The 21086-nt window shown below is 73.8% G+C and carries 16 protein-coding genes and 1 riboswitch; of the genes, 8 read left to right on the top strand and 8 right to left on the bottom strand.

Translation table 11 applies throughout. The features are described 5' to 3' along the window. Window positions 1-65: 65 nt before the first annotated feature. Both ACFO4E_RS02520 and ACFO4E_RS02525 read right to left on the bottom strand, forming a co-directional pair. On the bottom strand, window positions 66-1688 hold the full coding sequence (locus ACFO4E_RS02520) for a beta-N-acetylhexosaminidase (RefSeq protein WP_378571127.1): 1623 nt from the start codon (window positions 1686-1688) through the stop codon (window positions 66-68). Between the two features lie 563 nt (window positions 1689-2251). Continuing rightward, complete coding sequence (locus ACFO4E_RS02525) at window positions 2252-3151, bottom strand: Lrp/AsnC family transcriptional regulator (RefSeq protein WP_378571129.1); 900 nt, start codon at window positions 3149-3151, stop codon at window positions 2252-2254. A 626-nt stretch (window positions 3152-3777) separates the two neighbouring features. Here ACFO4E_RS02525 and ACFO4E_RS02530 point away from each other — a divergent pair. The 3 genes from ACFO4E_RS02530 (at window position 3778) to ACFO4E_RS02540 (ending at window position 6407) form a co-directional block, all read left to right on the top strand. Beyond that, window positions 3778-4749 carry a DMT family transporter gene (locus ACFO4E_RS02530; protein WP_378571131.1) on the top strand — a complete coding sequence of 324 codons (972 nt, stop codon included), beginning with the start codon at window positions 3778-3780 and terminating at the stop codon, window positions 4747-4749. Beyond that, a complete protein-coding gene (locus ACFO4E_RS02535; RefSeq protein WP_378571133.1) occupies window positions 4691-6007 on the top strand; it encodes a glycosyltransferase in 1317 nt (438 codons plus the stop codon). Before ACFO4E_RS02530 ends, ACFO4E_RS02535 begins: the two co-directional genes overlap by 59 nt. 136 nt (window positions 6008-6143) lie before the next feature. Next, window positions 6144-6407: a hypothetical protein gene (locus ACFO4E_RS02540; protein WP_378571135.1), complete on the top strand. Its 264-nt coding sequence runs from the start codon at window positions 6144-6146 to the stop codon at window positions 6405-6407. On the opposite strand, the gene ACFO4E_RS02545 is transcribed toward ACFO4E_RS02540, so the two are convergent. Continuing rightward, window positions 6404-7366 (bottom strand): LysR family transcriptional regulator, encoded by a 963-nt coding sequence (locus tag ACFO4E_RS02545; protein ID WP_378571137.1) that lies wholly within the window; start codon window positions 7364-7366, stop codon window positions 6404-6406. The two genes, ACFO4E_RS02540 and ACFO4E_RS02545, sit on opposite strands and share 4 nt — an antisense overlap. A 136-nt stretch (window positions 7367-7502) precedes the next feature. Between ACFO4E_RS02545 and ACFO4E_RS02550 the strand changes: the two genes are divergently transcribed. Beyond that, window positions 7503-8786 (top strand): pyridoxal phosphate-dependent aminotransferase, encoded by a 1284-nt coding sequence (locus ACFO4E_RS02550; RefSeq protein WP_378571139.1) that lies wholly within the window; start codon window positions 7503-7505, stop codon window positions 8784-8786. 300 nt (window positions 8787-9086) lie between these two features. Then, window positions 9087-9338, top strand: coding sequence for a DUF6457 domain-containing protein (locus tag ACFO4E_RS02555; RefSeq protein WP_378571141.1), 252 nt, complete (start codon window positions 9087-9089; stop codon window positions 9336-9338). A 124-nt stretch (window positions 9339-9462) separates the two neighbouring features. Here the strand turns inward: ACFO4E_RS02555 and thiD are convergent, their stop codons facing one another. Further along, window positions 9463-10284 carry a bifunctional hydroxymethylpyrimidine kinase/phosphomethylpyrimidine kinase gene (thiD, locus tag ACFO4E_RS02560; RefSeq protein WP_378571143.1) on the bottom strand — a complete coding sequence of 274 codons (822 nt, stop codon included), beginning with the start codon at window positions 10282-10284 and terminating at the stop codon, window positions 9463-9465. Further along, a riboswitch (TPP riboswitch) is annotated at window positions 10273-10364 on the bottom strand. It overlaps the preceding gene by 12 nt. Before the next feature lie 237 nt (window positions 10365-10601). On the opposite strand from thiD, the gene rocD reads away from it, so the two are divergent. Continuing rightward, the gene (rocD, locus tag ACFO4E_RS02565; RefSeq protein WP_378571144.1) at window positions 10602-11876 is read left to right on the top strand and encodes an ornithine--oxo-acid transaminase; all 1275 of its coding nucleotides are present in this window, start codon (window positions 10602-10604) and stop codon (window positions 11874-11876) included. Between the two features lie 117 nt (window positions 11877-11993). Here rocD and ACFO4E_RS02570 read toward each other — a convergent pair whose 3' ends face one another. Then, window positions 11994-13106, bottom strand: coding sequence for an SGNH/GDSL hydrolase family protein (locus ACFO4E_RS02570; RefSeq protein ID WP_378571146.1), 1113 nt, complete (start codon window positions 13104-13106; stop codon window positions 11994-11996). Window positions 13107-13488: 382 nt separating this feature from the next. On the opposite strand from ACFO4E_RS02570, the gene ACFO4E_RS02575 reads away from it, so the two are divergent. Both ACFO4E_RS02575 and ACFO4E_RS02580 read left to right on the top strand, forming a co-directional pair. Beyond that, window positions 13489-15480, top strand: coding sequence for an acetoacetate--CoA ligase (locus ACFO4E_RS02575; RefSeq protein ID WP_378571148.1), 1992 nt, complete (start codon window positions 13489-13491; stop codon window positions 15478-15480). A 799-nt stretch (window positions 15481-16279) separates the two neighbouring features. Further along, window positions 16280-17563, top strand: a complete 1284-nt coding sequence (locus ACFO4E_RS02580; protein WP_378571150.1) for a heparan-alpha-glucosaminide N-acetyltransferase domain-containing protein — start codon at window positions 16280-16282, stop codon at window positions 17561-17563. A gap of 32 nt (window positions 17564-17595) precedes the next feature. Here the strand turns inward: ACFO4E_RS02580 and ACFO4E_RS02585 are convergent, their stop codons facing one another. The 3 genes from ACFO4E_RS02585 to ACFO4E_RS02595 form a co-directional block, all read right to left on the bottom strand. Further along, window positions 17596-19104, bottom strand: coding sequence for a sensor histidine kinase (locus ACFO4E_RS02585; RefSeq protein ID WP_378571153.1), 1509 nt, complete (start codon window positions 19102-19104; stop codon window positions 17596-17598). 7 nt (window positions 19105-19111) lie between these two features. Then, entirely contained in the window at window positions 19112-19861 is a 750-nt protein-coding gene (locus ACFO4E_RS02590; RefSeq protein ID WP_378571154.1) for a response regulator transcription factor, read from the bottom strand. A gap of 325 nt (window positions 19862-20186) precedes the next feature. After that, window positions 20187-20885, bottom strand: coding sequence for a TetR/AcrR family transcriptional regulator (locus tag ACFO4E_RS02595; RefSeq protein WP_378571607.1), 699 nt, complete (start codon window positions 20883-20885; stop codon window positions 20187-20189). Window positions 20886-21086 lie beyond the last annotated feature (201 nt).

Raw genomic sequence — 21086 nt, forward strand, 5'->3', positions numbered from 1 at the left:
CACAGCAGCGGCCGCCCCGGCCGCCCTGCTCCGCGCCCGGCCCCGGGCGCGGAGCAGGGGCGGGGTCAGTCCCGGCCGGGGACGCCGGGGCGCCGCTGCCAGGGCAGCGGGCCGTCGAGCGGGCGGTACTCCACGCCGATCGCGTCGAGCCGGTCCAGATGGCCCTTGAGCCGGGGAAGGAACTCGTCGAACTCGCGCTCGCCGGCCGACCAGGCCACCTCGGCGAACGCCGACAGCCGCGGGAAGACCATGAAGTCCACCGTGCGCGGGGAGTCCATGTGCTCGGTCCACACGTTCACCTGGGCGCCCAGCACGCGGTCGGCGCCCGCCTCGGCCAGCTCCGGCGGCACCGGTTCGGCGCGGTAGACGTCGGCGAGGGTGAGCAGGGAGCCCACGGGGATCGGCTCGTCCGCATCGGCGGACTGGCGGTAGTCCAGGTAGGACGTCGAGGTCGGGCACATCACGACGTCGTGGCCCGCCTGCGCGGCGGCGATCCCGCCCGCGGTTCCGCGCCATGACGCCACGGTCGCCCCCGGTGCCAGGCCGCCTTCGAGGATCTCGTCCCAGCCAAGCAGCCGCCGGCCGCGCTCGGTCAGATAGTCGTCGAACTGCCGGATGAACCAGCTCTGCAGCTCGTCCTCGTCGGCCAGGCCCTCGTCGCGGATGCGCTGCTGCGCGGTCGGGCTCTCCCGCCACTGCTTCTTGGGGCACTCGTCGCCGCCCACGCAGATGTAGCGGCTGGGGAAGAGCTCCAGGATCTCGTCGAAGACGCCGCGGTAGAAGTCCAGCGTGGCATCGGAGACGTTGAGGACGGTCTCGATGACGCCCCATTCGCGCCCCACCTCGACGGGCTCGCCCTCGCCCAGCTCCGGGTAGGCGGCGATCGCCGCCTGCGAGTGGCCCGGGACATCGATCTCGGGCACCACGGTGATGTGCCGGGCCGCGGCGTAGGCGACGATCTCGCGGATGTCGTCCTGGGTGTAGAAGCCCCCGTGCGGGCGTCCGTCGAAGGCGAGCGGGTGCCCCGCCCCCACCTGGCTCTCGCGGCGCCACGCGCCGACCTCGGTCAGCCGGGGGTAGCGCTTGATCTCGATCCGCCAGCCCTGGTCCTCGGTCAGGTGCAGGTGCAGCACGTTGAGCTTGTGCAGCGCCATGAGGTCGATGAAGCGCAGTACCCCGTGCTTGGGCATGAAGTGCCGGGCGACGTCGAGCATGCACCCCCGCCAGCCGAACCGCGGGCGGTCCGTGATGTGCACACTGGGCAGCACCCACTCGGCGCCACCCAGCGGTGCGCGCCGGTAGGCGGTGGGGGGCAGTAGCTGGCGCAGGGTCTGGGCGCCGTAGAAGACGCCCGCGGGGTCGCCGCCGACGATGAGAGCGCCCTCGCCGTCGATGATCAGCCGGTACCCTTCGGCGCCCAGCCCGGCCGACGGGTCGACGCTCAGCCGGATCTGCGCGCTCTGGCCGTCGCCCGGGGGGAGGGGCAGGCCGGTCGCCACCCCCAATTCGGAGCGCAGCCAGGTCTCGGTGCCGCGCGCCGCGGCGTCGGCGTCGATCCGGGTCGATGCGGTCAGCACCAGCCCCGAGTAAGGTCCGGTCGACATTTCCGCAGGCCGCGGCACGAGGGCGTGATCGGGCACGGACGTGCTCCCATCCGGTCTAGACCAATGTCCGGACCATGGTGTCATGTCCCGCCTGAGAGCGACACAGAGCCACCCCACCACCGGATGATCGTCCCACCCCCGGAACCGGGCGGGGAACATCGATTGAGCGTGCCTGCGGGGCGCCGGTGGTGGCTGGACTGAGGAGGCGGGTGCGACCGAGGAACGAGGGAGCGCCCGGCGACGAGGACTGTTTCCCCGGACCGGCGCCGCCTTGAGGGCGCCCCGCGGGCTGAGCGGGGAGCACTGAGCGTGCCTGTGGGGGTGCGGTGTCGTCTGGACTGAGGAGCGGTGTGCGACCGAGGTACGAGGGAGCGCGCCGTGACGAGGGAAGACGGCGCCTTGGAGCGCCCCCGCAGGCTGAGCGGGGAACACCGAGCGTGCCCCGCAGGCCGAGCGGGAACCACCGGGCGAGCCGGCGAGGGAAGGAGGCGCCTCGAAGCGACCGCAGGCTGAGCCGGGAGGCAGCGCGGTTTCACCTGGCCGGAACAGGCCGTCCGCGTGTCGGATGTGTGCCGCGCTGGTCACACACGGTCGTCTGTGCCGCGGCCAGGATCGGCCACGGTCGGGTCGGCCGCCGCGGACGGCCGTCACGTCGGCAGGTCGTAGCGCTCCTTGACCTGGGCGAGGTGGATCCAGGTCTCGGTCACGGTCACGCCGGGCAGGACGCGCAGGCGTTCGTACGCGGCGTGCAGCGCGGAGATCGAGGTGGCGGCGAGGGTTCCCATGAGGTCGGCCCGGCCCAGGCAGCCGGTCAGGAACTGCGTGCTGTCCCACGAGGCGATCTCCTTGGCCGCCGCGTCGCCGCCCTCGGCGAGCCGGATCGCGAATCCGCCGTGCCGGTCCAGGCCCACCGCGCCCGGGTCGAGCAGGGCCGTGACGTGGACGGCGCGCCCCCGCATCAGCCGCATGACCCGGCTGCGGACCGCGCCCGCCGAAAGCCCCACCCGGCCGGCGAGGTCGGCGAAGGACAGCCGGCCGTCGGCCTCCAAGAGCCGCAGCAGCCGCAGGTCGATGTCGTCGGGGCTGATGTCGGGGGGCGCGGAGGACGCCAGATAGGGGTCTTTGACGACTCTGGTGTAGACGGCCGTGTCGACCTCGGCCACGCCGGGCAGCTCGCGGACGCGGTCGACGACGGCCGTGAGCCGGGGCAGGTCGGAGCCGCGGATCTGGGCGGTCAGCGGGAAGCGCCCCGCGGTCAGGTGGACGAGGGCCGCCTCCGGCAGATCGGCGACGGCCGCGGCCACCGGACCGGCGTCCCTGCGCACGCCGATCGACAGGTGCGCCAGGGCGCCGATGCCGCGCACAGCAGGGTGCAGCACCCCCACCACGCGGATCGCCTTGTTGTCGAGCAGGCGTCGCACCCGCAGGCGGGCGGCGGCGCGGGACAGTCCGACGCGTCCGGCCAGCGTCTCGAACGGGAGCCGGCCGTCCGCCTGTAATTCGCGCACGATCGCCGCATCGGTGCGATCGATCTCCAAGGCGCTCACGGCTTCACCTACCTCGTCGGGGGAAATTCACCCTGATTCTGCCCAATATCTCGATGCCGTGAATGGTGAAGCGGAATAGCCGGACTTGACACATTGGGATCCCGGGGTCGGACCGCCGCGGGTCGGGCACGGAGCGGGATGCGCGAACCCCTGGACGGCGCCGGGTCCGGCCGCCGGCGCCGGGCCGGTCGGGCCCCGGGCCGCACGAGATCGCCCGGAGCACCGGGCCGACCGGCCCTGATGCCGCGGCGAAACGCCGATACGCCCCGTACGGATGACTTTTGGCGAAATGTTTCCCTGTCCTCTCCGCCATTTGAGGGACGCCCGGCAGGCTTGTGTTATCTACCGTTTGAACAGGGGGCGGCGTGCCGCCCCGAGAAGGGCGGCGTGCGCGAGACCGCGGGCATTGGGGTAGGGGCTCCGGGTAGTAGCGCAATCGGAGAGGTCGCGGGGGAGTGGGGCTGGCACCACCCGGAACGGGGTGGTGACGGTATCGCCACTCCTCGGTGGCCTCCGTAGCGTTCAGCGTAGAGGCGGTGCGGTGATGGCGTCGGCGCGAACAGGGGAGGGGAAGCCGTGCCGGAGGGACGGGAAAGGGCCTGCCGGGCCGGAGGAGAGGCGTCGCGATGCTGCTGATATCGGTCTTCATGGCGCTGGCGGGAGCGTTCTTCCTCGCGCTGGGGTCGGCCATGCAGGAGCGCGACGCCGTGCGCGCCCCCGGCCGCAGCGTCGCCCGCGTGGGCTTCCTCCTGCACCTGGTGCGGCGGCCGCGCTGGCTGCTCGGGACACTGGCGGCCGGCGCCGGGGTGACCCTGCACCTGGTCGCGCTCAGCGGGGCGCCGCTGACCGTCGTCCAGCCCATCGGCGTCACCGGCCTGGTGTTCGCGATCGTGCTGTCGGCCGTGTTCAACCGCAGGCGCGTACGGCCCAGTCAGATCGCGGCCGGGCTGTGCGTCATGATCGGGCTCCTCGGGGTGCTGCTGCTCTTCCCGCACACCTCGGTCGTCCCGCAGATGCCGTTGCCCACGGCGTTGGCGCTCGTCGGCAGTGTCGCCGCCGCCGGGGGGATCGTCTACGTCGCGGCGCACTGGATCGCGGCGGGGCCGCGCGCTCTGCTGCTGGCCATGGTGGGCGGCGCCGCGCTCGGTACCACCTCCGCCCTGGCGCGAGTGGTCGCCTCCCACGCGGTGACCTCGCCCGCTGCGGTGGTGAGCTGGCTGACCGTGCTCGCTCTGGGCATCGCCGTCTTCGGCGGCCTGCTCCAGCAGAACGCCTACCGGACCGGCCACTTCGCCGCCGCCTACGCGACCCTGCTGATCGTCGACCCCATCACCGGAGCGGGGATCGGCGCCCTGATGCTCGGCGAAGGGCTGCCGGCCACCCCGATCGACCAGGTCCTCGCGACCGGATCCGCGGCGCTCGCCATCGCCGGCACCGCGGTTCTCGCCCGTGCCAAGGACCGCAACCCCGAAGCCACGCGGCGGCCCGGTGCCGCCCCGACACCGCCGTCCCCGTCGAGAACAGGTCAGGAGAACCGAGATGACCCCAGGGAATCAACGAGCCCTCCACCGCACCACCCGAGCGAACCCCGGCGATGACACCCGGCTCCGCGTCCTCATCGGGGCCGACACCTACCCGCCCGATGTCAACGGCGCCGCCTACTTCACCCACCGGCTCGCCGGCGGGCTCGCGGCGCGCGGCCACGACGTGCACGTCGTGTGCGCCTCGGCCACCGGCGACCCCGGGATCGAGTACGCCGACGGGGTCACCCTGCACCGGTTGCGCTCCGTCCCGGTGCTGGTGCACCCGTCGATGCGCACGACCCTCCCGCTGGGCGTCCACGGGCACCTGGAGCGGCTGATCTCGCGCCTGGCCCCGCACGTCGTCCACGCCCAGAGCCACTTCACCATCAACCGGGCGGTCGTCCGGTGCGGCAGGCTCTCCGGCACGCCCGTGGTCCTCACCAACCACTTCATGCCGGACAACCTGTTCGCCCACGCGCACATCCCGGCCCCGCTGCACGACATGGTGGGCGGCCTCGCGTGGCGCGACATGGTGCGGGTGGCCCACGAGGCCGACTACGTCACCACGCCCACCCAGAGGGCGGCCGACCTGCTGGCCGGCAAGGGGTTCGGGCGGCCGGTCGAAGCGGTCTCCTGCGGCATCGACCTGGACCGGTTCCACCCGCGCGGCGCCGAGCGCTCCAAGGCGCGCGCCCGGTTCGGCCTGCCCGACCGCGAGACCATCGTGTTCGTGGGGCGGCTCGACGAGGAGAAGCGGATCGACGAGATCGTCCGCGCGCTGCCGCGCGTGCTCAACCACCGCGACCTCCAACTGGCGCTGGTCGGCACGGGGCAGCGCGAGGGGGAGCTGCGCGCGCTCGCCGCGAGCCTCGGGGTCGCCGACCGCGTCCACTTCCTCGGGTTCGTGCCCGACGAGGACCTGCCCCTCGCCTACGTCGCCGCGGACCTGTTCGCCATCGCCGGCGTGGCCGAGCTCCAGAGCATCGCGACGCTGGAGGCGATGTCGACCGGGCTGCCGGTCGTGGCGGCCGACGCGATGGCGCTGCCGCACCTGGTCGAGCAGGGGGTCAACGGCTACCTGTTCCGGCCGGGCGACGTCGCGGAGCTGACCGCCCGGCTGCTCGACGTACTGGGCGCCGGAGAGCAGCGCCGCGCCGCGATGGGCGAGGCCAGCCGGCGTATGGCGCTGACGCACGACCACCGCCGCTCCCTCGACCGGTTCGAGGAGATCTACGCCGAGGTGCGGCCGGCGCGCCTCACGGGCGTCCCGCGCCGCAGCCCCGCACCGGGTACCCCGGCGGCACGGCGCAGGTACCCCGTGGCGGCCGCCTGACCGGTGCCGGATACGCCGCATTTTCCGGATCCTTTGCGCCATGGGTGGGTGATACCTGAGATGCGGCGGATAGACGCCCGGTGTGTGGTTCGTGGGAACAGGACGGACGAGGGCGGCGGCATACGCGGACAGCGTCGTGGCGCGGCTCAGGCATGCCGAGTCGGAGGCCGAGCGGTTCGCCGCCTCGGCGATGGCGCACCGTGAGGCGCACTCCGAACTCGACCGGCGCGTTCAGACCCTGGAGGCCGAGTTGGCCGCTCTGCGGCACGAACGGCTCCAGCTCTGCGCGCAGTGGTTCGACGCCCGTGACGACCGCGACCGCCATCAGCACGTCGCGCGGCGCATGCGCCGCAAGCTCGGCCGTCTGCGGCGGCGCGCCCCGCTCGCCGACCCCGGCTAACCGGGGTCGACGGCGCCGTCGGCGGCCCGCCGCAGCGTGTCGCCCAATGTGCTTCGCACCTCGGCCGCCGCCGCGTCCAGAGCGCGCAGTGTCACCGTGATCGCCGGCCGCCGGATGCTGGTCGCCCGGACCAAGGCGTAGATCTCGCGCGCCGGGACCCCGTGCGGCAGCCGCCGGAAGGCGAGGCCGGGCGCGCCGGCGGTCAGGGCCAGAGCGGGCACCGCGGCGATCCCGATCCCCCGCGCGACCAGGCTCAGGATGGTGCCCGGCCCCTCGAACTCCCAGGCGGCCGCGGGTGCGCCGCCGACATCGTCGAGCAGGCGGTCGGTGGCGGCCCGGGACGGCTCGCCGTGCGGCGCCGCGATCCACGCCTCGTCCCGCAGCCCGTGCAGGTCGACCGGGCGGTTCGGGTCGGCCAGCGGGTGGTCGGCGGGGACCGCGAGGACCATGGGGTCGTGCAGCAGGTGGAAGTGGCGCAGCTTGCCGGCCCCGCTGTCGGGCCGCCGTCCCGACCAGTCGTCGACGAGGGCGATGTCGGCCTCACCGGTGCCGACCTGGCGGCTGCCGGTGCCCTCCATGGTCTGGCGCAGGACCAGCTGCATCCCCTCGTGCGCGCGCAGGCTCTGGGCCAGCAGCGGCGCGAACGCCACCGCGGCGGTCGGGAACGCCGCGACGGTGACCCGGCCCAGCGCGACGCCGGACTGGGCGGCCAGCACGGATTCGGCGGCCTCGACCATGGCCAGGATCTGGTCGGCGTGCACCGCGAGCAGCCGCCCGCCGTCGGTCAGCTCCGCGCTGCGGGCGGTGCGGTCGAGGAGCGCGATCCCCGCCTCGCGCTCGAGCGCGGACAGCTGCTGCGAGACCGCGGAAGGCGTGTAGCCGAGGGCTTTGGCGGTGGCCGCGATCGTGCCCTGGTCGGCGAACTCCTTGAGGATCTGCAAACGGCGGAGATCAAGCATAAGAACAGCTTATGCCTTCCATCGCAAAGACTCGCTTGTACTTATGGGGCGAACTGGGCAGGGTGAAGGTGAAAGGTCGGCGACAAGCCCGCTGGCCTGCACGTTCTTCTTGGATGCTTCCGGAGTTGATCAACTCATGCCTGTCACCGTGTCCGCGACCCTGGCTGTCAACGAGGCACTGACCGAGCAGCGCCGCCGTGGCGTGCGCGTCCTGCCGCTGGGGTTCGGCGAGGCCGGTCTGCCCGTGCACCCCGCGATGCGCGAGGCCCTGTCCGCGGGGGGTGACAGGAACGCCTACGGGCCGGTGGCGGGAAGCCCGGAGCTGCGCGAGGCCGCCGCCGGGTACTGGACGCGCCGGGGCCTGCCCACCGATCCCGACCTCGTGGTCGCCGGTCCGGGCAGCAAGCCGCTCCTCTACAGCCTGCTGCTGAGCATCGGCGGCGACGTCGCCATCGCCGCCCCCAGCTGGGTCAGCTACGCCGCGCAGGCCCAGCTCGCCGGCCACCGCGCGATCAAGGTCGCCACGCCGCCCGGTGAGGGCGGGGTGCCGCGCCCCGATCAGCTCGCCGCGGCCGTCACCCGCGCCCGCGCACGCGGGCGCGACGTCCGCTCCGTCATCCTCACCACGCCCGACAACCCCACGGGGACGGTGGCGTCCGAGGCGACCGTGCGGCGCGTGGCCGAGGTCGCCCGCGAGCTCGACCTGTTCATCATCTCCGATGAGATCTACCGCGACCTCGTGCACGACCTCACGACCACCGTGCACAGCGCCGCCGGGTTCGCGCCGGAGCGGACCGTCATCACCACCGGGCTCAGCAAGAACCTGGCGCTGGGCGGCTGGCGGCTGGGCGTCGCCCGGCTCCCCGAGGGCGAGACCGGCCGGCGGCTGCGCGCCGACCTGCTCGGGGTCGCCAGCGAGATCTGGTCCAGCCCGGCCGGCCCCGTGCAGCAGGCCGGAGCGCTCGCCTTCGCCGAACCCGCCGAACTCACCGCGCACATCGCCCGCAGCCGCCGGCTGCACGGCCTGGTCGCACGGGCGGTCGCGGGCCGGTTCGCGGCGGCCGGGGCGACGCTCGCCGCACCGCAGGCGGCGTTCTACCTCTACCCCGACTTCGAGCCGCACCGGGAGCGCCTGGCCGCCGTCCACGGGGTCACCACGGGCCGCGCGCTCACCGGCCTGCTCCTGAAGAGCTACGGGATGGGCGTGTTACCGGCGGCGGAGTTCGGGGAGTCCGCCAGGGCCCTGCGGATGCGCGTCGCCACGAGCCTGCTCTACGGCGAGACCGCCGACCAGCGCCACGAGTCCTTGGCCGCCGACGACCCCCTCGCACTGTCGTGGATCCGCGCGCACCTCGACCGCCTCGACGAGATCCTCGCCGATCTCGGCACCGGAGCACAGGCCGGATCCCCCGCCGCGTAGCAGGCAGCGGGCCCGCGCCGGGTCACGGGGGGGAGGAGAAGCGGCACCGGTCATCGCGGAAGGGCCGGTCCCGCTCCCCTGTCGCGCAACAGTATCGGCAGGCGCCCCGCCGCTGCCACGCGGGGGCGAGGACCCGCCGCCGGCGGGGCGGCCCGCCGGTCCGGACCGTAGGATCGCTGACCACCGGGCCCCGCCGCGCAAGGGGTCCCCGGGAGCAGGGCGGCCGCCGCCGGCCGCGTAGCGTACGGCTCACCGGCGGCGCCCGGTCCCTTCCGGCCACGACGACCTACGGAGCACTCCATGACCCTCGTCGAATGGGCGAAGCTCGCCTCCGCCGAACTCGAACTCCCCGAGCGGCTCGACCCCTCCGACGTCAAGCTGATCCTCGACCTCGCCAAGGACGCCGCCCACTCGGTGGCCCGCCCGGCGGCGCCGCTCACGGCCTACCTGCTGGGCATCGCGGTCGGCCGCGGCGCCGACCCCGCCCAGGCCGCAGCGGCACTCAGCGCCCTCGCTCTCGCCCAGGCTCCGGAGGAGCCCGCCGACTCCTGACGCGTCGCCGGCGGGGCGGCGGAGCCGGCGCGACCCCGCGCTCTCCGGGGGCGCGACTCCCCGTCCCGCCCGGCCGCCGCGAGCGCGACGCACCGGCCGGCGCCGGCCGGTGCCCCGGTCGTGTTCACCCGCGCGCCCCGGTGGGCCACCAGGCGTGGAAGTGGTGGACCGGCCCGGTCCCGTGCCCGGCGTCGAGGGCGTCGGCGTGCCGCAGCGCGGCGGTCAGGTAGGTTTTGGCGTCGCGTACGGCGGCGTCGAAGCCGGGCCGCTGCGGGCGCAGGGCGGCGATCGCCGACGACAGCGTGCAGCCCGTGCCGTGGGTGTTGCGGGTGGCGACGCGCTCGGCCGTGAACACCTGCGGGGCCGCGTCCGCCGCCACGAGCAGGTCGGTGCTGGTGTCCCCGCCGAGGTGGCCGCCTTTGAGCAGCACCCGCCGCGCGCCCAGGTCCAGCAGCCGGCCGGCCTGAGCGCGCATCGCGTCGAGGTCGCCCGCCTCGTCCTCGCCCAAGAGCGCGGCGGCCTCGGGCAGGTTGGGGGTGACCAGGTCGGCGCGCGGCAGCAGCTCGGAGCGGACCACGTCGATCGCCTCGGCCGCCAGCAGCCGGTCGCCGCTCTTGGCCACCATCACCGGGTCCAGGACCACATGGGGGAGCCGGTGGGTGTCGATGGCCTTGGCGACGGCGCCGATCACCTCCGGGGTGGCCAGCATGCCGATCTTGACCGCGTCGACCCGGGCGTCGGCGAGCAGCGTGTCGAGCTGGAGGGCCACGAAGTCGGCGGGGACCTCCTGCACACCGGCCACCCCGGTGGTCGACTGGGCGGTCAGGGCGGTGATGACCGTCATGCCGTATCCGCCGAGGGCGGAGAACGTCTTGAGATCGGCCTGGACCCCCGCGCCGCCGCTGGGGTCGCTGCCGGCGATGGACAAGATGTTGTGACTGCTCACGGGCGTTCCTTCGCTAGTACGAGCTAGATCAGGTTCGACGGGTGTGTTCTCAGCCGTTTCCGGCACCCCGCGCCTTGGCGTGCCCCCAATCTCTCACGCCCGCCCCGCCGCTTTCGACCCCCTAGCCCCATCGCGGGGACGCCGACAAGGGCGGAAACCGCCAAGCCCGCCGCTCGGCGGGTCATGGCCGGCCACCCTTGCGACCCCCGGGTGCCGTCTGTTCTCCTGCTGGAGGCCGCCCGAGCGGGCGCTTTGTGCGTGATCCGAGCGGGTATCCACTGATCGACGACGATCAAGGGCGATCGAAGGGAACCTGGATGAGCGACACCCGCGGTCTGGGCCGGCGCGACGGCGGCGATCCCGCCGGACCCGCCATCTCCACCTCCGAGCACATCGGACTCGCCGACACCCACTCGGCACACAACTACAACCCGCTGCCCGTCGTGATCGCCGAAGGCGACGGGGCCTGGGTCACCGACGTCGAGGGGCGCCGCCTCCTCGACTGCCTGGCCGGCTACTCGGCGATGAACTTCGGCCACCGCAACCCCGACCTGCTCGCGGCTGCCCACCACCAGCTGGACCGCATCACGCTGACCAGCCGCGCCTTCTACAACGACCAGTTCGCGCCGTTCGTCACCTCTCTCGCCGACCTGGTCGGCAAGGAGCAGGTGCTGCCCATGAACACGGGCGCCGAGGCGGTCGAGACCGGGATCAAACTCGCCCGGCGCTGGGCCTACGACGTCAAGGGGGTCCCCGACGGCCAGGCCACGATCGTGGTCGCGGGAGGCAACTTCCACGGCCGCACCACCACCATCATCTCCTTCTCCGAAGACCCCGACGCCTATGGCGGGTTCGGGCCCTACACCCCGGGGTTCCGCGTCGTGCCCTACGGGGACGCGGTGGCCGTCGCCGACGCGATCGACGCCACCACGGCCGCGGTCCTCATCGAACCCGTCCAGGGCGAGGCGGGGGTCATCGTGCCGCCGCCCGACTACCTGCCGCGGGTGCGCGAGATCTGCGACGAGCAACGGGTGCTGTTCATCGCCGACGAGGTGCAGTCGGGGCTGGGCCGCACGGGCACGGTGCGGGCCTGCGAGCACACCGGGGTCGTCCCCGACGTGTACCTGTTCGGCAAGGCGCTGGGCGGCGGGATCCTTCCGGTCTCCGCCGTGGTCGCCGACGCCGACGTGCTCGACGTCATCCGGCCCGGGCAGCACGGCAGCACGTTCGGCGGCAACCCCCTCGCCGGCGCCATGGGCCGGACCGTGGTGCGGATGCTCAAGGACGGCCCGTACCTGGAGAACGCCCGCCGGCTCGGCGAGGTGCTGCGGACCCGCCTCAAGGAGTACGTCGGCAACGGCGTGGTGGCCGCCCGCAGCATCGGGCTGTGGGCGGGCATCGACGTCGACGAGTCCCTCGCCGGGGGACGGGAGCTGTGCGAGCGGCTCCTCGCCCGGGGCGTGCTGGTCAAGGACACCCACGGGTCCACGATCCGGCTGTCGCCGCCGCTGATCATCTCCGAGGACGACCTCAACTGGGGCCTGGACCAGCTCGGCGCGGTCCTGGCCGAACTCCGGGCGGAACGCGCCTGACCGGCTTCCCGGGGCGGAGGAACCCCTCCGTCCCGGGGGCGCGCTCCCCCTCGGCCCGCTGTGGGCCGCCACGGGGACGGTCCGCCTCCGGCGCGGCCCCTGCCGGGGCGCGGGAGGTCAGTCGATCTCGGCGGCGAGGACGTCGGGACTCGCGTTGTCGACGGTGGAGCGGGTGGCGTAGAGCCGGCGGTCGGGGCCGGCGTCGATCTGCGCACGCACGCGCTCCGCGAGGGCGTCCTGCCCCGCCGCGGTGGGGTGGAAGGTGCTCCGGTCGATCGAGACCCCGCTGGTGAGGTCGCGCAGCAGGACGCCGTTGAGCCACGCCTCCTCCGTGCCGACCTCGTGCCCGTTGAGCGCGGTGAAGACGTCGACGTATTCGACGCTGCCCACCTCGCCGTCCTCGGTGATCTCGGCGTCGGCCTCGTCGACGGCGTCGGACACCTGCCCGTTGAACCGCTCCAGGGTGTCGTTCAACCACTCCTGGTCATTGGCGTTGAGCGTGTAGTACATGCCGTCGGGATCGGCCGGGAACAGCCGCGGGTAGCCCACCACCAGCATGCGGGCATCGGGGGCGCGGTCGCGGATCTCGCCGACCAGGTCGGTGAAGGTGGCGTCGAACAGCCGCATCCGGCGCTCGATGTCGGACTCCTGGTCCTTGCACGCGGTGGTGTCCACCAGCGGCAGCCGGACCATGCAGGTGCGCAGGACCGAGGTGAAGCCGAGGTCGTTGCCGCCGATGCCGATGGTGACCAGCGAGGTGTGCTCGGTCACCCGGTCGATCTGGGAGTCGGTCGAGCCCAGTTCGTCGAGCATCGCGTGGCCCCGCTGGCTGCTGCACGCGTAGAACCCGAGTTCCCCCGCGAAGTCGTAGGCCGCGGCGACCGTCTCGGGGTAGGCGTTGGCCGACCGCCAGCACCCGCCGGTGACGGCGGTCTCGGCCGCGTAGTCGTCGGCGCCGTCGCCTGAGGAGTAGGAGTCGCCCAGCGCGGCGTAGTGGCCCCACGTGGCGGCGGCTTCGGGATCGAGCCGCAGGCGCCAGTCGGGGTCTCCGGGCCGCGGGCCGGGCGGGCCGGAATCGGGGCACCCGGCGCCCGTGGTCCGGCACCAGGCGTCGACCACGCCGTCGCGCGTGGCGGGCACGGCGAGGACGACGGCGCAGAGGACCGCGAGTACGACGGCGGCGGCGCCCAGCAGCCGTATCCGCCCGTTGCCATCCGTTCCGCGCACCATCCCGTCCGCCTCTCGCTCTCCGGCGTCGCCGCCCTGGCGGTTCCATCCCCAGATCGCAGATTACCCGCAGGGGACCCGGAACCGGACGATCGAAAGCGACACGCTCGGGGCCGGGGCCGGCCATCCGCGGCCTCTGAGCGCGCCTGCGGGGCGCCGGCGGTGGCTGGACCGAGGAGCGGTGTGCGACCGGGGGCCGAGGGGGTACGCCGCGACGAGGGAAGCCTCCGCCTTGAGGCGCCCCCGCAGGCCGGGCGGGAAGCACGCCCCGTCGGGCGGGGGCCGAGACGGGTGTTGTTAGATGATGGTCGTCACATCCGCACGGGCCGGGACGGCGACCCATCCGCGTGTGCCCGCCGTGCCGGGGAATTCAGGAGGCGCGAGAATGTCGGAGCGGACACAGCCACCGGTGCTCTGGGAACCCGGCGCGGAGCGGCGCGAGCGCGCCGCGGTCACCGCGTTCGCGCGGTGGGCGGGCGAGCACAAGGGGGCGCCGGCGGCGGCCGTCGACGACTACCACGCGCTGTGGCGCTGGTCGGTGACCGACCTCGACGGTTTCTGGTCCGGCATCTGGGACTACTACGGCGTGCGCTCCGACACCCCCTACGAGACCGTGCTCGCCGACGACGCGATGCCGGGGGCGCGCTGGTTCCCGGGCGCGACCGTGAACTACGCGCGGCACATCTTCGCCGGGAAGGACGACGACACCGTCGCCATCCGGCACGCCTCCGAGCTGCGCGTCCTCGGCGAGTGGACCTGGGGGGAGCTGCGCCGCCGCACCGCCGCCATCGCCACGGGCCTGCGCCACCTGGGCGTGGGCCCCGGCGACCGGGTGGTGGGCTACCTGCCCAACATCGCCGAGACCGTCGCGGCCTTCCTGGCCTGCGCGTCGATCGGCGCGGTGTGGTCGTCGTGCTCGCCCGACTTCGGCGTGCGCAGCGTCATCGACCGCTTCTCCCAGATCGAGCCGAAGGTGCTGCTCGCGGTCGACGGCTACCGCTACGGCGGCAAGGACTTCGACCGGACCGGCGTGGTCGCCCGGCTGCGCGATGAGCTGCCCACGCTGGAGCACACCGTGGTGCTCTCCTACCTCGGTGCCGCGGGCCCGGTCGAGGGCGCGCTGTCCTGGGAGGAGCTCGAAGCGGCGGGAGAGGGCGCGGAGTCCGTCTTCGAGCCGCTGCCCTTCGACCACCCGCTGTGGGTGCTCTACTCCTCGGGGACCACCGGCCTGCCCAAGGCGATCGTGCACGGGCACGGGGGCATCCTGCTGGAACAGCTGAAGAACCTCGGCCTGCACCTGGACGCCCAGAGCGACGACCGGGTGTTCTGGTTCACCACCACCGGCTGGATGATGTGGAACTTCCTGGTCAGCGTGTTGCTGACCAAGTCCTCCATCGTCCTGTTCGACGGCAACCCCGGCCACCCCGACCTCGGGACGCTGTGGGACCTCGCCGAGCGCGCCGGGGTGACGGTCTTCGGTACCAGCGCCGGCTATCTGACGACCTGTATGAAGGAGGACGTGCACCCCGCCGAGGGCCGGGACCTGTCGAGGCTGCACGCCATCGGCTCCACCGGCTCCCCGCTGAGCCCCGAGGGCTTCGACTGGTGCTACCGCGAGTTCGGCGACCGCCTGTGGCTGTTCTCCACCAGCGGGGGCACCGACATCTGCTCCTGCCTGGTCGGCGGCGTACCCACGCTGCCCGTCCACGAGGGCGAGATCCAGGCGCCCTGCCTGGGCATGGCCGTCGCGGCCTGGGACCCCGACGGCAACGAGGTCGTCGGGGAGGTCGGCGAGCTCGTGGTCACCCGGCCCGCTCCGTCCATGCCGCTGCGCTTCTGGGGCGACCCGGACGGCGAGCGGCTGCGCGACAGCTACTTCGCCATGTACCCCGGCGTGTGGCGCCACGGGGACTGGATCGAGATCACCGAACGCGGCACCGCCGTCATCTACGGGCGCTCCGACTCCACCATCAATCGCGGCGGGGTCCGCATGGGCACCAGCGAGATCTACCGCGCCGTGTTCGCGCTGGACGAGATCGTCGACGCGCTCGTCGTCGACATCCCCCAGCCGGAGGGCGGCTCCCGCATCGAGCTGTTCGTGGTGGTGCGCGACGGCACCGCCCTCGACGACGGCCTGACCCGGCGGCTGGCCCGCCGTATCCGCGAGGACTGCTCCCCGCGGCACGTCCCCGATGCGGTGCGCGCCATCGCCGAGGTACCGCGGACGCTCTCCGGCAAGGTCCTGGAGGTCCCCGTGAAGCGGATCCTCATGGGAGAGGACCCCGCCCGCGTCGCGAGCCGCGACTCCCTGGCCAACCCGGGCGCCCTGGACTACTTCAGCCGGCTCGCCGCCGAGCGGGAGCGGACCGCCGGCTGAGCACGGCGGGAGCATGTTCCCGGTCACGCTCGCCTCCTCGCTCCGCTCCGCCGGTCCTGTGGGGGAGGGCCTTCGGCGGGGGACAGGGTCGGCTCTGCTCGCTCGTCGGCTCTCCGTTCCGTGTTCCCGGTTACGCTCGCCTCCTCGCTCCGCTCCGCCGGTCCTGTGGGGTAGAGCCTTCGGCGGGGGGCAGGGCCGGCTCCGCTCGCTCGTCGGCTCTCCGTTCCGTGTTCCCGGTCACGCTCGCCTCCTCGCTCCGCTCCGCCGGTCCTGTGGGGGAGGGCCTTCGGCCGGGGACAGGGCCGGCTCTGCTCGCTCGTCGGCTCTCCGTTCCGTGTTCCCGGTCACGCTCGCCTCCTCGCTCCGCTCCGCCGGTCCTGTGGGGTAGAGCCTTCGGCGGGGGGCAGGGCCGGCTCCGCTCGCTCGTCGGCTCTCCGTTCCGTGTTCCCGGTCACGCTCGCCTCCTCGCTCCGCTCCGCCGGTCCTGTGGGGGGGCCTTCGGCGGGGGACAGGGCCGGCTCCGCTCGCTCGTCGGCTCTCCGTTCCGTGTTCCCGGTCACGCTCGCCTCCTCGCTCCGCTCCGCCGGTCCTGTGGGGGGGCCTTCGGCCGGGGACAGGGCCGGCTCCGCTCGCTCGTCGGCTCTCCGTTCCGTGTTCCCGGTCACGCTCGCCTCCTCGCTCCGCTCCGCCGGTCCTGTGGGGGGGCCTTCGGCCGGGGACAGGGCCGGCTCCGCTCGCTCGTCGGCTCTCCGTTCCACGCAGGGGGACAAACGCGGCAAGACGCCATAGTGTGGGCCGCGTGGATCAGCAGACCCCTGATACCCCCGCCGCCGTAACCGCCGACACCCGGCCGGCCCGCCTCGCCGGGGTCGACGTCGCCCGCTCCCTCGCCCTGTTCGGGATGTTCACCGCACACCTGGGCGTGGGCGCGATCGGCGTGGTCGGCCTGTTCGGCGATGACGCCGCCGAAGCGTTCTACGAGCTGACCCGGGGCCGCTCCTCCGCGCTCTTCGCGTTCCTCGCCGGCGTCTCACTCGCGCTGGCCACCGGACGGGCCGTCCCCCTCGCGGGGACCGAACTCCAGCGCGCCCGCGTACGCGTCCTGGTCCGCGCGCTGGTGCTCGCCCTGATCGGCGGGGTACTCGACGTGCTCGACGCCCCGATCGCCGTCATCCTCACCTACTACGGCGGCTTCTTCCTGCTCGCCCTGCCACTGCTCAGGCTGCGCGCGCCCGCGCTCATGGCCGCGGCGGCGGCCGTGGGCCTGATCGGCCCGCAGGTGTCGTTCGCCGTCCGCGCCGCCATGGGCGAGGGCACGCCGTTCCGGCCGACCTCGATCGGCGGATTCGGCGATTTCTTCCTGACCGGCTACTACCCGGCGTGCACGTTCATGGCGTTCGTCATCGCCGGGCTCGCCGTGGGCCGCCTCGACCTGCGGTCGGGCCGGGTGCGCGTGCGGCTGGCCGCGGCCGGCGCCGCGCTGGCGGCGGTCGGCTACGGCGGGTCGTGGCTGCTGCTGAACACCTTCGGCGTGCTCGACCGGCTGCTGCTCAGCCAGCCCCAGGCCGTCCCCGCCGGCACCGATCCCTCCGCGCTCGACCCCTCACTGCGCGAGCCCCTGCGGCAGTGGATGGCCGAGCAGGTCAACGACCTGCACGGCCAGGTCCCCGTCGACACCGCGTGGTGGCTGCTCGTCGCCTCGCCGCACAGCGGGACCACCATGGAGATCGCCGGGGCCACCGGCTGCGCGCTGCTGGCGCTGGCGGCGTGCCTGGCGCTGGCCGATGCCACCGGGTGGCTCCTGGCCCCGCTCGCCGCCGCAGGCTCGATGTCGCTCACCGTCTACTCCGGCCACATCGTGGTCATCGCCGTGCTCGGCATGTCGTTCACCGACATCGCCCCGTTCCGGCTGGAGGCGTTCATCCTCGGCGCGGTCGTCTTCGCCGCCCTGTGGCGTCCGGTGTTCGGCCGGGGCCCCCTGGAATGGGCGCTGGGCGCGGTGTCCGGGCTCGCGGCATCGGCGGTGCCCGACCTGCCCGAGGACGGCAGGGACGGTCCGCCCAGGAATCTCACGCGACTCTGACGAGGCGGGGTGGTCCCGCTGGGGCGCCGTCCTCACCCCAGCGGGAGCACTACTGTAAACGTCGTTCCCCGATCTTGAGTACCGGTACCGCCGAGCTCGACGCGCCCCTCGTGCGCCGTGACGATCGCGGCCACGATGGCCAGGCCCAGCCCGGCCCCGCCGCGGTCGCGGGAGCGGTCGCCGCCGGGCCGGTAGAACCGGTCGAAGACGTGGGGGGCGTCGCCGGGCGCGATCCCGGGGCCCTCGTCGCGCACGCGCACGACGGCGGTCGCGGTCACCCCGGCGGGGAGCGCGCCCACACCGCCCGCGCCCGCCTGCGCGCCGTCCGGGAGCGGCGCCGGGGCATAGGCCACCTCGACCCGGACCGCAGTGCCCTCGGGCGTGTGCGCGAGGGCGTTGCCGATGAGGTTGGCGAGCACTTGGCGCAGCCGCCGTTCGTCGCCGACCACGCGCACCGGCTCGGGCGCATCGAGCGAGATCGGCTCGCCCGGAGCCCGCGCACGGGCGTCGCCCACCGCGTCGCGGGCCAGGGCCGCCAGATCGACGTCGTCGGGCTCCAGGGGCGGCCGTTCGTCGAAACGGGCCAGCACCAGCAGGTCGTCGACGAGCCCGCCCATGCGGTCCGCCTCCGACTCGATCCGCCGCATCCAGTGGTCGATCTCGGGCCCGCCCCGGACCCGCCCCTGGTCCCTGCTCTGCCGGTACAGCTCGGCGAAGCCGCGGATGGAGGAGAGCGGGGTCCGCAGTTCGTGGGAGGCGTCGGCGACGAACCGGCGCATCCGGTCGGCGGTGCGGGCGCGTTCGGAGAGGGAGTCCGCCAGCGTGCCGAGCATGGTGTTGAGCGCGCGGCCCAGCCGCCCGGTCTCGGTCCCGGGGTCGTCGTAGGGGACCCGCTCGTCGAGCCGGCCGGCGGCGATGGCCTGCGCGGTGCCCTCGATGCGGGCCAGCGGGCGCAACTGGAGCCGGACGATGGTCACCGCCCCGGCGCCCAGCACGACCAGCAGGACGGCCCCGATGACGGACTCGATGGCGATCAGCCGGTTCAGAGTGCGGTCGGTCTCGGCCAGGGAGTCGGCCACCATGCGCACGGAGCCGTCGCCGGAGCGCATGGTGAGGACCCGCCAGCCGGAGCCGCCGTCGGTGCCCGGCAGGGTGAAAGGAGTTCCGGCGCGATCCGCCAGCTCGGTGGCGCCCAGCCCGGAGATGTCGGGGCGGTCGGCGTCGTCGGTGGTCTGCCCGACGGACCAGGCGACCTCGCCGTCGGAGCCGATCGACAGCGCGCGCAGGTCGGTCGGGAGCGGCGGCGGCGAGATCGGGGGCCCGCCCGGCGGGTCCGGCGGCGCCGGAAGGGTGGTGGAGATGTGGGCGAGCTCGCCGAGCCGGTCGTCGATGTCGGCCACGAGCGAGCGCTCCAGCAGGGCGACACCCGTGACGCCGAACGCCGTCAGGCACACCGCGGTCAGGCAGAGCACGGTCAGGACGAGCCGGCCGCGCAGCCCGCGCGGGCCCGGGAGGAGCGCGCGCACGCCGGTCAGCCGCACGCCGGTCTCAGCCGCGCGCCGGGGACGCGGGCAGCCGCAGCGAGTAGCCGATGCCCCAGACGGTCTGGATGAGGGGGGTGCCCGTGGTGTCGATCTTGCGCCGCAGGTAGCTGATGTAGGACTCCACGACGCGGCCGTCGCCGGCGTCGACCCCCCACACGCGCTGCAGGATCTGCGCTTTGCTGACGACCTTCCCGGCGTTGATCAGCAGGTAGCGGAGCAGGTCGAACTCGGTGGGGGAGAGCCGGACGACCTTGCCCGCGCGCCGCACCTCGTGGCGGTCCTCGTCCAGTTCCAGGTCGGCGTAGCGGTGCCGGCCGGCCGCGTCGTCAGCGGGGCGGTCCGCCCCGGTCCGGCGCAGGATCGCGTGCATCCGCAGGACGACCTCTTGGAGGCTGAACGGCTTGGCGACGTAGTCGTCGGCGCCGGCCCGCAGGCCGGTGAGCCGGTCCTCGACGGAGTTGCGGGCGGTCAGGAACAGCACGGGCAGGCGGGGGGCGACCGCGCGCAGCTCGCGCGCGACCGCGAACCCGTCGCGGCCGGGCAGGGAGACATCGAGTACGGCGATGTCGGGCACCGCCTCGTGCACGGCGGCCAGCGCGGCGTCGGCGTCGGCCGCGCCCCGGGCCGCGAACCCGCTCAGCGTGAGCGAGGCGGTCAGCAGCTCCAGGATGTTGGGTTCGTCGTCGACGATGAGCACGTCCGCCGCGACGCGCTCGGACACGGCGACGGCGGTGGTGGTGGCGCTGTGGGACACGTGGAACCTCGGAGACGGAAGGCCGGTGGTGTACGTGGACCCTACGCGCCGCCGCCTAGAGTTCGGTAAGAGCCACGGTGCGCGACCGGCGCCGCCCAGGGCGGGTGGGCGGTCCCCCGCGGCCCGGGCGCGGGGGACCGGTGGAACCGCGCCGCGGCGCGGGCACGGCCCCCGTTCATTCCGCCGTCCGGCCGCGAATCGGGCTCGAATGGGAGCGTGTACCTTGTCTGAGCTGCTGTGACATCTCCGTGAACGGCGCGGAAAACCACTGGCGGCGGGCCGCGGCGGGGTGCGAGCATGGGCGGGCGCGACCCGGCCGGAGCGATCAGGCCGGCGTCCCGGGGCCGTCCGCCGGCGGTGCCGGGCGAGGGGCGCGGGGAGCGGCGCCGCGGCCGGCCCGGCGGTCCGCGTCCCACGGCTCGGTCAGCGTGGGAATGAGGAGTTCGAGGCAGTGGTTGACCGATGAGACGAGGTCGTCGACTCCGCCGCGCCCGGACCGGCAGCAGCGGACGATGCCCACGTGCACGGCCGAGCCGAACGCCGCGGCGACCAGCTCGGGGCGCGGGTCCTCGGCGGTGTCGGTCCCGGTGCGGTGCGCGATCAGCGAGGCGAGGAGGTCCAGGTTCACGGCGGAGCGCTGCAGGTGCGCGGCGAGCAGCTTGGGCGACTCGTCGGAGAGGCGCATGATCCGCAGGTGGGCGTTGAGGACGGAGGCGTCGACCTCTGACCAGGCCGCGGTGAGGGCTGTGATCAGGGAGTCCACGGGGTGCTCGGCCGCGGGCCGGGCCGCGAGCTTCAGCCGGAACGCCTCCTCGATCTCATCCTGGACGTCCAGGATGATGTCCTCCTTGGTCGGGAAGTAGCGGAACAGGGTCCGCTGCGAGACATCGGCCGCCGCGGCGATCTCCTCGGTGGTCGTGGGGCCGAACCCCTGCTCGGCGAACAGCCGCAGGGCGGCGTCGACCAGCGCCTCGCGGGTGCGGGCCTTCTTGCGCTCGCGCAGCCCGCCGTCGGCGGCCTCCATGGTGATCACGCTCACTTCCGGGTGCGGTGGCCGGAAATGTCGTCACCTTCGTCGATGCTGGTCACCGCGCCCCCCTTGTTCGTGTTTCCGGGATGATACCCACTCGTCACAAAAACAGTCAGTCATTGTCAGTTGTCAGCGACTGACATAATATGTCGCGGGCGACGCCGAGCCGGTGCGCCCCACGCGCACGCCGACCAG

The sequence above is a fragment of the Nocardiopsis mangrovi genome (assembly GCF_042653925.1).
Lineage (GTDB): Bacteria > Actinomycetota > Actinomycetes > Streptosporangiales > Streptosporangiaceae > Nocardiopsis_B > Nocardiopsis_B mangrovi.